The 12,224-nt window shown below is 50.6% G+C and carries 13 protein-coding genes; 9 read left to right on the top strand and 4 right to left on the bottom strand.

All coding sequences use genetic code 11. From position 1 onward, the window contains the following. Window positions 1-65: 65 nt before the first annotated feature. Window positions 66-443, top strand: a complete 378-nt coding sequence (locus SY83_RS02825) for a hypothetical protein (RefSeq protein WP_068604069.1) — start codon at window positions 66-68, stop codon at window positions 441-443. A 124-nt stretch (window positions 444-567) separates the two neighbouring features. Here the strand turns inward: SY83_RS02825 and SY83_RS02820 are convergent, their stop codons facing one another. After that, on the bottom strand, window positions 568-1,182 hold the full coding sequence (locus SY83_RS02820) for a superoxide dismutase (RefSeq protein WP_068604067.1): 615 nt from the start codon (window positions 1,180-1,182) through the stop codon (window positions 568-570). 118 nt (window positions 1,183-1,300) lie between these two features. Beyond that, window positions 1,301-1,483, bottom strand: coding sequence for a hypothetical protein (locus SY83_RS02815; RefSeq protein WP_068604064.1), 183 nt, complete (start codon window positions 1,481-1,483; stop codon window positions 1,301-1,303). A 284-nt stretch (window positions 1,484-1,767) separates the two neighbouring features. Here SY83_RS02815 and SY83_RS02810 point away from each other — a divergent pair, with 284 nt between their 5' ends. The 7 genes from SY83_RS02810 to folE all read left to right on the top strand — a co-directional run bounded on the left by SY83_RS02810 (window position 1,768) and on the right by folE (window position 6,884). After that, window positions 1,768-2,190 (top strand): GNAT family N-acetyltransferase, encoded by a 423-nt coding sequence (locus SY83_RS02810; RefSeq protein WP_068604063.1) that lies wholly within the window; start codon window positions 1,768-1,770, stop codon window positions 2,188-2,190. A 217-nt stretch (window positions 2,191-2,407) separates the two neighbouring features. Then, window positions 2,408-2,959 (top strand): DUF402 domain-containing protein, encoded by a 552-nt coding sequence (locus SY83_RS02805; protein ID WP_068604061.1) that lies wholly within the window; start codon window positions 2,408-2,410, stop codon window positions 2,957-2,959. After that, complete coding sequence (gene lepB, locus SY83_RS02800; RefSeq protein ID WP_068604059.1) at window positions 2,959-3,561, top strand: signal peptidase I; 603 nt, start codon at window positions 2,959-2,961, stop codon at window positions 3,559-3,561. The genes SY83_RS02805 and lepB overlap by 1 nt, the downstream gene beginning before the upstream one ends. Before the next feature lie 16 nt (window positions 3,562-3,577). Then, window positions 3,578-4,747: a tRNA epoxyqueuosine(34) reductase QueG gene (gene queG / locus SY83_RS02795; RefSeq protein ID WP_068604057.1), complete on the top strand. Its 1,170-nt coding sequence runs from the start codon at window positions 3,578-3,580 to the stop codon at window positions 4,745-4,747. Window positions 4,748-4,839: 92 nt separating this feature from the next. Beyond that, a complete protein-coding gene (locus SY83_RS02790) occupies window positions 4,840-5,868 on the top strand; it encodes an HD-GYP domain-containing protein (protein WP_068604056.1) in 1,029 nt (342 codons plus the stop codon). A 107-nt stretch (window positions 5,869-5,975) separates the two neighbouring features. Beyond that, entirely contained in the window at window positions 5,976-6,215 is a 240-nt protein-coding gene (locus tag SY83_RS02785; protein ID WP_068604054.1) for a YneF family protein, read from the top strand. Window positions 6,216-6,290: 75 nt separating this feature from the next. Next, window positions 6,291-6,884: a GTP cyclohydrolase I FolE gene (gene folE, locus SY83_RS02780; RefSeq protein ID WP_068610795.1), complete on the top strand. Its 594-nt coding sequence runs from the start codon at window positions 6,291-6,293 to the stop codon at window positions 6,882-6,884. A 64-nt stretch (window positions 6,885-6,948) separates the two neighbouring features. Here the strand turns inward: folE and SY83_RS02775 are convergent, their stop codons facing one another. Beyond that, window positions 6,949-7,950, bottom strand: a complete 1,002-nt coding sequence (locus tag SY83_RS02775) for an alpha/beta hydrolase (protein ID WP_068604052.1) — start codon at window positions 7,948-7,950, stop codon at window positions 6,949-6,951. Window positions 7,951-8,232: 282 nt separating this feature from the next. Between SY83_RS02775 and SY83_RS02770 the strand changes: the two genes are divergently transcribed. After that, window positions 8,233-8,979 carry an IclR family transcriptional regulator gene (locus SY83_RS02770; protein WP_068604050.1) on the top strand — a complete coding sequence of 249 codons (747 nt, stop codon included), beginning with the start codon at window positions 8,233-8,235 and terminating at the stop codon, window positions 8,977-8,979. A gap of 326 nt (window positions 8,980-9,305) precedes the next feature. Here the strand turns inward: SY83_RS02770 and acnA are convergent, their stop codons facing one another. Further along, window positions 9,306-12,032 (bottom strand): aconitate hydratase AcnA, encoded by a 2,727-nt coding sequence (acnA, locus tag SY83_RS02765; protein ID WP_068604048.1) that lies wholly within the window; start codon window positions 12,030-12,032, stop codon window positions 9,306-9,308. Between the last annotated feature and the right edge of the window lie 192 nt (window positions 12,033-12,224).

The following is a 12,224-nucleotide window of genomic DNA, read 5'->3' as shown; positions in this document are numbered from 1 at the left end:
TACCTGTTTTGTCCAAGTGCAAGAAGTGACCTTCGCATAAGATGTGTAAAAGCGAGGTGAGTTTCATGGCATTTACAACAGGCATTATTGTCAACGGCGGGGTTTACGGCAATACGGCGGCGAGTTATACCTTGAGCATCAGCAATGAAAGCCTGGTGAACGGTGCGACCATCCAGATGCATGCGTTCTATGTAAATAACCTGCTAATCCGTGAGCCGTTGTATCAATTCGTGTTCTTCGTTCCGGCGAACACCATTGATTTGCGGAACTTCAGCGTATTCGGATTTATCGGGTATGAAGTGCAATACCAAGCGACAACACCGACGCCGAATGAAGTGGTGGCCACCGTATTCGCATTGGACATTAACGGCAACCTGATCGCCAACCAAAAAGCGCTGCAATCCGAAATGACATTTCTCCCGCAATTGACGCCAATCCCTTAAGATATACGACTGAACCAGTCCGACAATCGGGCTGGTTTTTTGTTGGGTTAGGGTACCGCTCCCTATCTAAGCATCAAAAAAACGCCCCTCACCAAAGGTGAAGAGGCGCTTCGTCAAATCCAAGTTACTTCTTAGCCGCTTCGTAACGAGCGGAAACCGCGTCCCAGTTGATTACGTTAAAGAACGCGTTCATGTAATCCGGGCGTTTGTTCTGATACTTCAGGTAGTAAGCATGCTCCCAAACGTCCATACCCAGGATCGGCGTCTTGCCTTCCATAATCGGGCTGTCTTGGTTCGGAGTGGAGGAAACTTCAAGCTTGCCGCCTTCAGTTACGCTCAGCCACGCCCAACCGCTGCCGAAACGAGTAGCGCCCGCTTTCGCGAAATCTTCCTTGAACTTCGCGAAACCGCCAAGTTCGCTTGCGATCGCATCAGCCAATGCTCCCGCAGGCTCGCCGCCGCCGTTCGGTCCGATTACTTCCCAGAACAGGGAATGATTCGCATGGCCGCCGCCGTTGTTGCGAACCGCGTTGCGGATGCCTTCAGGCAATGCGTTAATATCGGAGATCAGCTCTTCGATGGATTTATTCTGAAGGTCAGCTTGACCTTCCAATGCCGCGTTAAGGTTGGTTACATACGTATTGTGATGACGGTCGTGGTGAATCATCATCGTCTGCTCGTCGATATGAGGCTCCAACGCGTTGTTCGGATAAGGTAATGCCGGTAATTCGAATGCCATAATAAACTACCTCCCAATAATATGTAATGGCCGGGCAAACAATCGTCTGCTCGACGTTCAACAACATTATCACCCAATTAATATAATAAATCAACATGTATGTTTCTAAAGTCGGCGGCTAATCCTCGATCCCGCCGCGATTTACGATTTCTTTAATAATTTGCCCGTGAAGGGACGTCCCTTGCGCATTGAGCCAAGGAGAGTAATCACTCATCTGACTGTGGTGATATTCCAATTCATGCTGCTGCCATTCTTCCATTTGCGTGTCCATCAACTCTTGAAAAGGCCTGCCTTCGTACATCGTACTAATTACACCTCCCTGGGCATATTGAATCAAAATCTACATTAAAGCATGTGAAATTAGTAGGAAATTTATTCTTTTCTGAAAATATTAACTTTAAATATAGTCAAAAACAGCCGAATTGCGCCCATTTACGTCAAAATAAAGCGTTTTCACTAGTATATTAACCTCTAGTTAACATTCTCTTGACTTTTCCGCTGTTTTTTTTACAATTAGAATGTATCATCGAGATTTGTCGTATTGTCGCATGACATCACTATATCCAGAGTACGGGAGAGACTAGGATGCTATTACGAACGTTTCAATTATCAGATTACGCTCCGGTAACGGAATTGCTGTCTGAAGTATTGACGGAAAGCTGTTACGACGAGACGATGGAAGCTTTTGCGAGACAACTGAAATGGGACAGCGACCTTGTGATCGTAGCCGAGTCCGATGAGGAAATTGTCGGGATTATTATCGGTACGATTGACAACAATCAAGGCTACTATTACCGGATTGCGGTGGGACAAGCCTACCAGCGTAAAGGCATCGGCAAAGCACTGATTGCAAACCTGAAACAGAAGTTTGTGCAACGCAAGGTAAGTCGGATCTTGGTGTCCGTTGACAGCCATAACGAGTTTCTGTTGCCGCTTTACGAGTCTTTGGGGTACCGGGCGAGTGATTTTCTCAGATCGTTTAAGAAGCTGAGTATCATTACTGGATAGCATGTGCGGCTTTTGCCGGAAATAATAACGTGAAATGGTTTGAATTGTTTAAGCAGATCTTAAGCCTTACGGGCTGTCAGGTGTGCTTTTTTTGTTATGAAATAAAAGGGCTCCGGGTTAAGTTTTTATGGGATTTACGCAAGGGTCGCAGACCCCAAAAGGGTATGGTTTTGTGCTATAATAGCTATAACTTATAGAGATAGAGGGCTTTAACAATATGGGAACCTATTCGTCTTCCGTGATCAAGAGTTTTAAACACGACGGTCATCTGCACCGCATGTGGCTGGAAAATTGGCTGGTGCCCGAAGTAATGCTGCATAAGGACCATGCGTCGGAATCCATGCTGGTGCTGATCAACAGCCAAACGAAAATACAGGAAGCCGACGGTAAGCAATGGGTAAGCCGAATTCCGGCTGTATCCTTCTTTATACCCGGACAATGGTTTAACGTAGTTGCGCTTATAGAAGATCAAGGGGTGCGTTATTATTGCAACGTCGCCTCACCGCCCTACAAGAACGGGAATGTCATTACGTATATCGATTATGACTTGGATGTCATTCGCCACTCGAACGGAGATATCCAGGTTGTGGATCAGGATGAATATGACACGCATCGACTGAAATTGCACTATTCCGAAGTTGTGGAGCATAAGGTGCAAGAAGGGCTTAAACAGCTGCTTGAGCGCGTGAACAATCGCATCCCGCCGTTTCAGGATGATATTGTGCAGCACTATTACAACACATGGAAGCTAAGCGGAGGGGAAGCTTGATGGACTACAGACCGGCGGACGGTGCTGAACAGCTGCAATCCGCGGAGGAAACCCCAAGCGCGCAATCAGGCAAGTACGGGGCGCTGAAGAGTGCGGCGGAATGGATTCAATCGATCGGTTTCGCCCTGCTTTTGGTTATTGCGTTACACCTGTTCGTGTTCAACCTTTCAACCGTATTGGGTCATTCCATGGAACCTACCCTGAAGGAGAAGGAATGGCTTTTCGTTAACAAGATGGTGTATCTCTGGGACGGTCCCAGCCGCGGTGATGTCGTGATTCTGGAGGATCCTTCGCCCGCCGACCCGAAGAAGAAGTTTTTGGTAAAGCGTGTGATCGGACTGCCCGGGGATTCTATTGAAATTGCCGACCACAGGGTGATGGTTAACGGTGTCACAACGATGGAACATTATACGGATACTGTAGTGGAAGGGAATGACGTGCCGCCGATGACCGTGCCGAACGGGCACTATTTTGTCATGGGAGATAATCGTCATCTTTACGCCAGCAAGGACAGCCGGTTTTTTGGGCCGGTTTCCGAAGAGTTGATTAAGGGGCGCGCGGACTTTATCTTGTGGCCAATGAGGCAAATTGGAAGTTTGTAGAAGCGAGGTGAGAATCATGACAACGACCGGGAGCGTGCCTGAGGAGGCGGCGTTCTGGCATACGCTGAAAGAAGACATCCAGAAAGCCGCTCCCGGACTCGGCATCGATTCCATTGGGTTTACGACGGCCGATCCGTTTCTGGAGATGAAGGATATATTGCGGAACCACCGGGAGCAAGGCTATGAATCGGGCTTTGAGGAGCCGGATTTGGACAAGCGTGTATACCCGGAGCTCAGCTTCGCGGAACCGCGATCCATCCTTTCGATAGCGGTGGCGTATCCGTCCAAACTGGCGAATCCGCCGAAGTCCGAGCCGGGCGCGCGCCGCGGCATGATTTCCCGGACCTCGTGGGGCCGGGATTACCACCAGGTGCTCCGCGACCGCCTTTCAAGGCTGGAAGCCTTCATCCGGGAACGGGTTCCCGGGGCGCGCCTTGAAAGCATGGTCGATACCGGAGCTCTGGTGGATCGCGCGGTGGCGGCGCGGGCGGGCGTAGGCTGGAGCGGCAAGAACTGCGCCATTATCACGCCGGAATGGGGATCGTGGGTGTACTTGGGAGAGATGATTACGAATCTCCCCTTCGCCCCCGACACGCCCATTACGGAGGATTGCGGCGATTGCACGCTCTGTATCGACGCCTGCCCTACCGGCGCGCTGGTGGCCCCCGGGCAGCTGAACGCTTCCCGCTGCGTGTCTTTCGTCACCCAGACCAAGGGCTGGGTGGACGAAGAGATGATGGAGAAGATCGGCAATCGGCTGTATGGCTGTGATACGTGTCAGATCGTCTGTCCGAAGAATCGGAAGAAGAACTGGACGCATCATGAGGATATGCAGCCGGATCCCGAGTTGGTCAAGCCATTGCTTGTTCCGTTGCTTACGATGACCAACAAGGAGTTTAAGGATCGATTCGGCGGAATTTCCGCCTCGTGGCGAGGGAAGAAGCCAATCCAGCGCAATGCGGTGATCGCGCTGGGCAACTTCAAGGACCCGACGTCCGTTCCGGCGCTGACGGACATGCTGATGAAGGATGTGCGGCCGGAGATTCGGGGAACCTGCGCCTGGGCGCTCGGGAAAATCGGTACCGCGGAAGCCCGTGACTCGTTAGAACGGGCTGTTGCTACAGAGCAAGATCCGCAGGTTACCGAAGCTTTACACAAAGCTATAAATAAACTAAAAACAGGGTGATTCCGAAGGGAACTTGTATTATGATGAAATTAGATTATTTTGTCATAAAGTTTAGACATCTGTGTAAATAAGTCATTCATGGAGTGGACCTAATGAAATGTGTTCATATTGAGTCGGTGGAGCAAGGCGATCTTCTGGGTAAAACCATCTATTCCAGCTCAGGTACGGTGTTGCTTTCGGAAGGTGTGCAGTTAACGGTATTTATGATCAATACGCTTAAGCGGATTGGTGTAACGATGGTGTATATCAAGGATCCGAACTTTGAAGATATCGAGTTCGAAGAGATGATATCGGACGAGACGAAACGCGCGGTTATTAAGCGGATGGCCGAGACGATGGAAGCGCTCCGTTCCGGCAAGGATTTCAGCACCAAGGCGGTCAGCCTCACGATGGACCAGTTGTTGGATGACGTGATGAAGAACCGGGAGTTGCTGGTCCATCTTACCGATATCCGTACGGAGGACAATAAGATGTACGTCCACGCGATGAATGTGTGTATGATGTCGGTGCTGATGGGGTTAAACCGGAACCTGAATGCGGGGCAGCTGAAGGAGCTGGCCATCGGCGCATTATTGCATGATATCGGCAAGGTAGGCAGCTATAACGACGACGGCGAGGATATGCGCAGGCATCATACTTGGCGGGGATTTGAATTGCTGAAGAACAAGCGTGAGTACAATTTGCTGATTGCGCATGTGGCCTTTCAACATCATGAATCCGAGGACGGTACGGGCGTGCCCCGCGAGGTGGGTTCCGATCAGATTCATCTGTATGCGAAGATTGTAGCCGTGGCGAACACGTATGATAATTTGTTGCACGATGAGCGTGTCGGCGGCAAGCGGATGCTTCCCCATGAGGCTTGCGAGCATATGATGGCGCTGGCGGAATCGAGGTTGGACCGTGAAACAGTAATCGACTTCTTACGAACCGTTTCGGTGTATCCGACCGGTGTTTCGGTAAGGCTTTCCTCGCGGGAGATGGGGGTCGTCGTGGGACAACACAGAGGGTTGCCGTCTCGGCCGATTGTGCGTGTTGTGAACGGGACGGATGATGATTTTGAAGTGAAAGAAATAGATTTGGCCAAACATACGACGATTTTCATCGAAAGTGTTATTGCTTAAACGGGTTTAGGGCACAGATGCCCTTAATTCGTGAATTGTTTCCTGCGAACGGACATGCTATGATAGCTATGATTTCTTAATTACACATTAATTGGAGTGAACGAGCCGTGGAATGGTACAACATTGTAATTCCGATCGTGACGTTGTTGGTGGGCGGAGTTGTCGGGTTTTTAGTTGGCGTATGGTATCTCCGCAAGCAGATGGAGAAGATGCAGAATGACCCAGCTATGATCCAACAGATGGCGAAGCAGATGGGATACAACCTCAACAAGCAACAGATGAACAAAATGCAGGGTATGATGAAGAATCAGAACTTTATGAAGAACAATAATAAGAAATTTAAATAAATCATGCAAGCTGCCAAGACAAGGCCTCTGTGAAGGCATTGGTAACAACGGTGCAGCCGGAGGGGGTTTTGAATGATGGCGGGAGTTAAAGATTATCTGAATGATCAAGTCGGTGAGAACCGGGAAGCGATTGAAGGGCATATTCGCGAGATTCTGCGTTTGATCGGCGAGGATGTGGACCGTGAGGGGCTGCTGGAGACGCCGGCCCGTGTAACTCGCATGTACGAAGAGATCTTCGGCGGGTACTCCGTGAACCCTCGAGATGTGCTTGGGGTTACATTCGACGAGAAGCACGAAGAGCTTGTCATCGTGAAGGATATCGTGTATTACAGCCAGTGTGAGCATCATATGGCTCCGTTTTTCGGGAAAGCGCACATCGGTTACATTCCTAGCGGCAAAATCGCGGGATTAAGTAAGCTGGCGCGCCTTGTTGAAGCCGTGACGCGCAGGCTGCAGGTGCAGGAGCGCATTACGTCGGAGATCGCCGACATTATGGACGAGGTGTTGCAGCCGCACGGCGTCATGGTTGTGGTCGAGGGCGAGCATCTGTGCATGTGCGCTCGCGGTGTGAAGAAGCCGGGAAGCAGGACAATGACATCGGCGGTGCGCGGTCTGTTTCGTACGGACCCGGCGGCGCGGTCGGAGTTCTTGTCGTTGATCAGGGATTAGCAAGAACATAACAACAGCACCTTAGTCGCCAGATGGCGGTAAGGTGCTGTTTTGTTTGTATAACCTATTTCAAAGCCAACTGCACATCATCCGGATCCGATATTCCGCGCAAGAAGGAGAATGTCTTCTTCAGATACTGCTCGCTGTGCATCCGGTAGATCAGCTCGTGCATAGAGTCATCCACAAGCCAGAAGTTGGAGTCTTTCTCTACGTTCTGATTCTTGGCAATGCCTTGCGCAATGCTGTATGGAGCCTTTTCGTCCTGCGTGCTGTGGATCATGAAGATCGGCATCTTGTAATTCGTCGACTTCACCCGCTCATACGGAATCTGATTCATTCTCGGGCCGTTCAAGAACGGGAAGGACCAGCGCACCAAGGAAAGCGAAGGATACTTCGGAACGTTAATGTATTTCTTCAGGTTATGATATAACGTGTCAGGATCCAGAATAAACGTGCTGTCCAGTATCATCCCGGAGATGGCGTTTGTCTGCAGCGCGGCCTGCAATGCGGTACCTGCGCCCATAGAGAAGCCCCAGATATATATGTTATCCGCACCGCGCTCCTTGGCTAATTTCACGGCGCCTAGCAGTTCTTGCGATTCTTGTCTGCCCCCGGTCACCACTTGTTTACTGACGGATGAGGCGAATCCGTAATCGAACATGACCACATTGTAATTCTGCAGGTGCAGTTTTTCAGCCAGATCATACATGGGTACCCAGTACTCTTCGCGGTTAGCGCCATAGCCATGACTGAAAATTACGGTTTGTGTCGAATTCTCAGAGGGTATGTACCAACCGTTCACCTGCGTCTTTCCGTTAACGCTTGGAAATGTGACATCCTCATAGGGCATTCCCTTGGCGAGCAGTGGATTGGAGGCGATAGGCGCAACGATCGGGTTGAGCAAACGGTAAGCGATAAACGCGTGAAATGCGATAGCGCAGCTGCTCAGTAACAGGATCAGGCAGGCAGATGCCAACAGCAATGGCTGCTTGCGCACGCGTGCGTTAACGATGTCGAACAGATCATGAATCGGCGTGAAATCCGGAGAAAAGATGATGGTTTTCATGGTGAATCCCCCTGTCTGTTGCTAAGTCGGCTTCCTGGGTGCAAGGGACATTTTTCTGGGAAGAAAGATGTATAAGTTATGAATGAAAGCGTTTTAGTAGTTTGTATTATCTCAATCATAGGGTCTAAAGTCGCGTGGGTCAATGGTCTGATAAAAATGTAATCTGCTTGTAATATAGCTGTAATTTAACAGGGATTTTCTTTACTTTACGGTCAAAAATCGTTTATACTAATGGTACACAGTTTCATATAGTGAAACAAACCCGGGAGGGTGGAGATACGGATGGAAGATTCGAAATTAACGGTGCGGGCGGTAGAGCGCGCTTTGGATATCTTAATATGTTTCACGGATGACACGGAGCTTGGCCTGACCGAGATTGCCGGCAGAGTCGGGTTACATAAGAGTACGGTTCATCGATTGTTGGCATCTCTTGAGAACAGAGGCTTTGTCATCAGGGATGATTCTACGGACAAATACCGACTTGGTTTGCGGATTCTGGAGCTCTCAGCCAATATGTCGAATGCGGACGAACCGTCCCAACTATGGCTGCCTGAAATGGAGGCGCTTCGGGACCGGTTGGAGGAGACCATTAGTTTGTATGTACGGGACGGTCAGGAGCGGGTAAGGATTCAAGCTGTACAGAGCAATCAGGCGATTCGCCGGGTAGCCCCTGTCGGCGCCCGGATGCCCCTCTATGTGGGGGCGTCGAGCAAGATCTTGCTTGCCTTCGCAGAAGAGGGCACCCGATCGGAAATCATGCGCTCCGAGCATTGGCCGGAGCATGTAGCCCATAGCGAATTTCTCGAACAGTTGGATGAAATTCGCGGCCTTGGCTTCGCCACCAGCGTCGCGGAGCGGGAACCCGGAGCGGCTGCGGTCGCTGTTCCGGTGTTGAATCGGTCGCAGCAGCTAATCGCTGTCCTGGCCGTGTCCGGCCCTTCCAGCCGCATGACGCCTGAAGTGATGAGGGAGCAAGCGCCGGTTCTTATGGAAACGGCGGCCCGCTTGGGCCGAATGGTTAAAGCTTAAAAGCGGCAAGCTTCTCCGAAGCGCATAGCACTCGGTAACACTTTACTTTGAGGTCCATTGTCATTACTCTAATCTCAGGCCAATCCTATGATATAACGGAAATAAGGAAGCGAACTACCTTCGTGTGCACTCTTCACAACACACGAAGGTAAATCGCTTCCTTATTTGTCCAGATGGTCTTATATAGTCCTAAATTCAACGAAATTAGAATGCTCCTCAACGTAAATGTTTGCCATAATCCCACTAACAACCGCCTCGCACACATACATATAAAAGCCCCGCGAGGCGCGCCTGATGCGCACCCCGCGGGGCTTGATAATTTATGATTACACGGACTGTTTGCTGCCTGCGATCATTTGACGAAGGACAGTTTGCAGAATACCGCTGTTCCGGTAGTAATCCACATCCACCATGCTGTCCAGACGAACGATAGCGTCGAAATCGAATGTGCTTCCGTCTTCGCGTGTTGCGGTGACTTTCACATTTTGGCCGGGTTGAACGGCATTACCCAGACCTTGAATCTCGAACGTTTCCGTTCCTGTAATCCCTAGCGTTTTCCAACCCATACCTTCGTGGAATTGAAGCGGCAGAACGCCCATGCCCACAAGGTTACTGCGGTGAATCCGCTCGAAGCTTTCCGCGATAACAGCCTTGACGCCCAGCAAGAAAGTTCCTTTGGCCGCCCAGTCACGCGAGCTTCCTGTCCCGTACTCTTTACCCGCGATCACGATCAGGTTCGTGCCTTGATCCTGATATCTCATAGATGCATCATAGATGGACATCACTTCGCCTGTCGGAAGGTAAGTCGTAACGCCGCCCTCTGTGCCCGGCGCCACTTGGTTGCGAATCCGGATGTTGGCGAATGTGCCGCGCATCATTACTTCATGGTTACCGCGACGGGAACCGTAAGAGTTGAAGTCCGCTTTCGCCACGCCATGCTCCATCAGGTAGCTGCCTGCAGGAGAATCGCTCTTGATGTTACCCGCGGGGGAGATATGGTCGGTTGTGACGGAATCACCCATCATGGCCAGCGCTCTTGCCGCGCGAATATCTTTAATGTCATCCAATTCCGTACCAAGCTCTTGGAAGAACGGAGGCTCTTGGATGTAAGTGGATAACTTATCCCACTCGTACAGTTCGCCTGTCGGCACCGGAATGGAATTCCAACGCTCGTTGGCGTTGAATACGTTGCTGTACTTGGCGCGGAAGGAATCCGGGCTCATACCGACGCGAATCGCTTCTTTAATCTCATCGGAGGAAGGCCAGATGTCTTTCAGATAAACCGGCTCATTCTCTTGGTCGTATCCAATCGGATCGTTGGCCAGATCAATGTTAACCGTACCGGCAATCGCATAAGCGACAACCAGCGGCGGCGAAGCCAGGTAGTTCGCTTTCACTTGAGCGTGAACGCGGCCTTCGAAGTTCCGGTTACCGCTTAACACAGCAGCAACGGTCAGATCGTTGTCGGCAATAGCTTGACTAACTTCGTCCGGAAGCGGACCGGAGTTACCGATACATGTTGCGCAACCGTAACCTGCCACGTGGAAACCTAACGCTTCAAGCGGCTCCATTAAGCCTGTTTTGTCTAGGTAATCCGCTACAATGAGGGAACCCGGCGTCAAGCTTGTTTTCACATAACCCGGCTTCATCAAGCCGCGTTCCACCGCTTTCTTGGCGACAAGGCCCGCACCCAGCATAACTGAAGGGTTAGACGTGTTCGTACAAGAAGTGATGGCCGCGATGACAACGGCACCGGCGCCCATCGTGGACACATCGCCGTTCTTGTGTTTCACTTCGACCTTCTCTTCGATCTTCTCGTCAGACAGTCCGTATCCGCCTTTATCAATCGGTGTGCGGATAATGGAATTCCAAGAGTCCTTCATATTGGTCAACTCAACGCGATCCTGAGGACGCTTCGGTCCCGCAAGGGACGGAACGATCGTGGAAAGGTCAAGCTCCATTGTGTCCGAGAACACGGGATCCGGTGTGGATTCCTCACGGAACATGCCTTGTGCTTTATAGTAAGCTTCAACCAAAGCGATTTGTTCTTCCGTACGTCCTGTTTCTCTCAGGTAAGCAAGGGTTTCGCCGTCAACCGGGAAGAAGCCGATCGTTGCGCCGTATTCCGGAGCCATGTTCGCTACCGTTGCACGGTCAGCCAGGCTCAGGGAATCCAAACCGGATCCGTAGAACTCTACGAATTTACCTACAACGCCTTTTTTGCGGAGAATCTGGGTAACTGTCAGTGCCAAATCTGTTGCTGTTGCGCCCTCAGACAGCTGGCCTTTAAATTTAAATCCTACAACATCAGGTGTGACAAAGTATAACGGCTGGCCAAGCATACCCGCTTCAGCCTCGATACCGCCGACACCCCAACCTACAACACCCAGACCGTTAATCATGGTCGTATGAGAATCCGTACCTACGAGGGAATCCGGGTAAACTTCGGTTTCGCCGTCAACGGTCTTGCAAGCGGCCACGGATGCCAGGTACTCCAGGTTTACTTGGTGAACGATACCGGTTGCCGGAGGGACAGCGCGGAAATTGTCAAAAGCGGTTTGTGCCCAACGCAAGAAGCGGTAACGTTCATTGTTACGTTCGAATTCAACGTTCATGTTGTATTCGAGCGCGTCTTTGGAGCCGAAAGCATCGACCATAACAGAGTGGTCAATAACCAGATCTACAGGAACCAGAGGATTAATCTGTTTCGGGTCTCCGCCTGCGCGTTTCACGGTATCCCGCATAGCTGCAAGATCAACGACAACGGGAACGCCGGTAAAGTCTTGCAGCACAATACGTGCAGGGATAAACGGAATTTCCTTGTTGCTGTCCCGTCCGTCCGCCCAGTTGGCGATTTGTTTCACGTGATCATTCGTTATAGCTCTGCCGTCGAATTGGCGCACAGCCGCCTCGAGCAGCACTTTAATAGAGAAGGGAAGCTTGGTAACCTGACCGATGCCTTTCTCTTCCAACCCTTGCAAACGATAGTATTGGTAGTCCTTGCCGCCTACGGACAACGAAGTCCGTACGGAAAAATGATCTTTTTTCGACATAAACAGTTTGGCCTCCTAGTAATAAAATGCTCTCCACCTGTTTCATTGTATGAAACACGATTTCAAAATGAACAACTACCTTTAGTATACCTTCTTGCGGGGCTGCAGTAAAGTCCATTTTTAATCATGAATGCGTCGATTTGTTCATATATTTAGATGCGGCGGTGTAACTTTTTCATGAAATGCTTAACT

The organism is Paenibacillus swuensis (genome assembly GCF_001644605.1).
Classification (GTDB): Bacteria; Bacillota; Bacilli; order Paenibacillales; family DY6; genus Paenibacillus_N; species Paenibacillus_N swuensis.
Note: the sequence above shows the minus strand (reverse complement) of the source record. Positions and strands in the feature narration are given on the sequence as shown.

Coding starts and splice junctions, on each gene's coding strand:
- SY83_RS02810 (WP_068604063.1), top strand. CDS start 1,768: ATGCTATTACGAACGTTTCAATTATCAGATTACGCTCCGGTAACGGAA.
- SY83_RS02825 (WP_068604069.1), top strand. CDS start 66: ATGGCATTTACAACAGGCATTATTGTCAACGGCGGGGTTTACGGCAAT.
- SY83_RS02775 (WP_068604052.1), bottom strand. CDS start 7,950: ATGAAAACCATCATCTTTTCTCCGGATTTCACGCCGATTCATGATCTG.
- SY83_RS02815 (WP_068604064.1), bottom strand. CDS start 1,483: ATGTACGAAGGCAGGCCTTTTCAAGAGTTGATGGACACGCAAATGGAA.
- queG (WP_068604057.1), top strand. CDS start 3,578: ATGACAACGACCGGGAGCGTGCCTGAGGAGGCGGCGTTCTGGCATACG.
- acnA (WP_068604048.1), bottom strand. CDS start 12,032: ATGTCGAAAAAAGATCATTTTTCCGTACGGACTTCGTTGTCCGTAGGC.
- SY83_RS02770 (WP_068604050.1), top strand. CDS start 8,233: ATGGAAGATTCGAAATTAACGGTGCGGGCGGTAGAGCGCGCTTTGGAT.
- SY83_RS02790 (WP_068604056.1), top strand. CDS start 4,840: ATGAAATGTGTTCATATTGAGTCGGTGGAGCAAGGCGATCTTCTGGGT.
- SY83_RS02820 (WP_068604067.1), bottom strand. CDS start 1,182: ATGGCATTCGAATTACCGGCATTACCTTATCCGAACAACGCGTTGGAG.
- SY83_RS02805 (WP_068604061.1), top strand. CDS start 2,408: ATGGGAACCTATTCGTCTTCCGTGATCAAGAGTTTTAAACACGACGGT.
- folE (WP_068610795.1), top strand. CDS start 6,291: ATGGCGGGAGTTAAAGATTATCTGAATGATCAAGTCGGTGAGAACCGG.
- lepB (WP_068604059.1), top strand. CDS start 2,959: ATGGACTACAGACCGGCGGACGGTGCTGAACAGCTGCAATCCGCGGAG.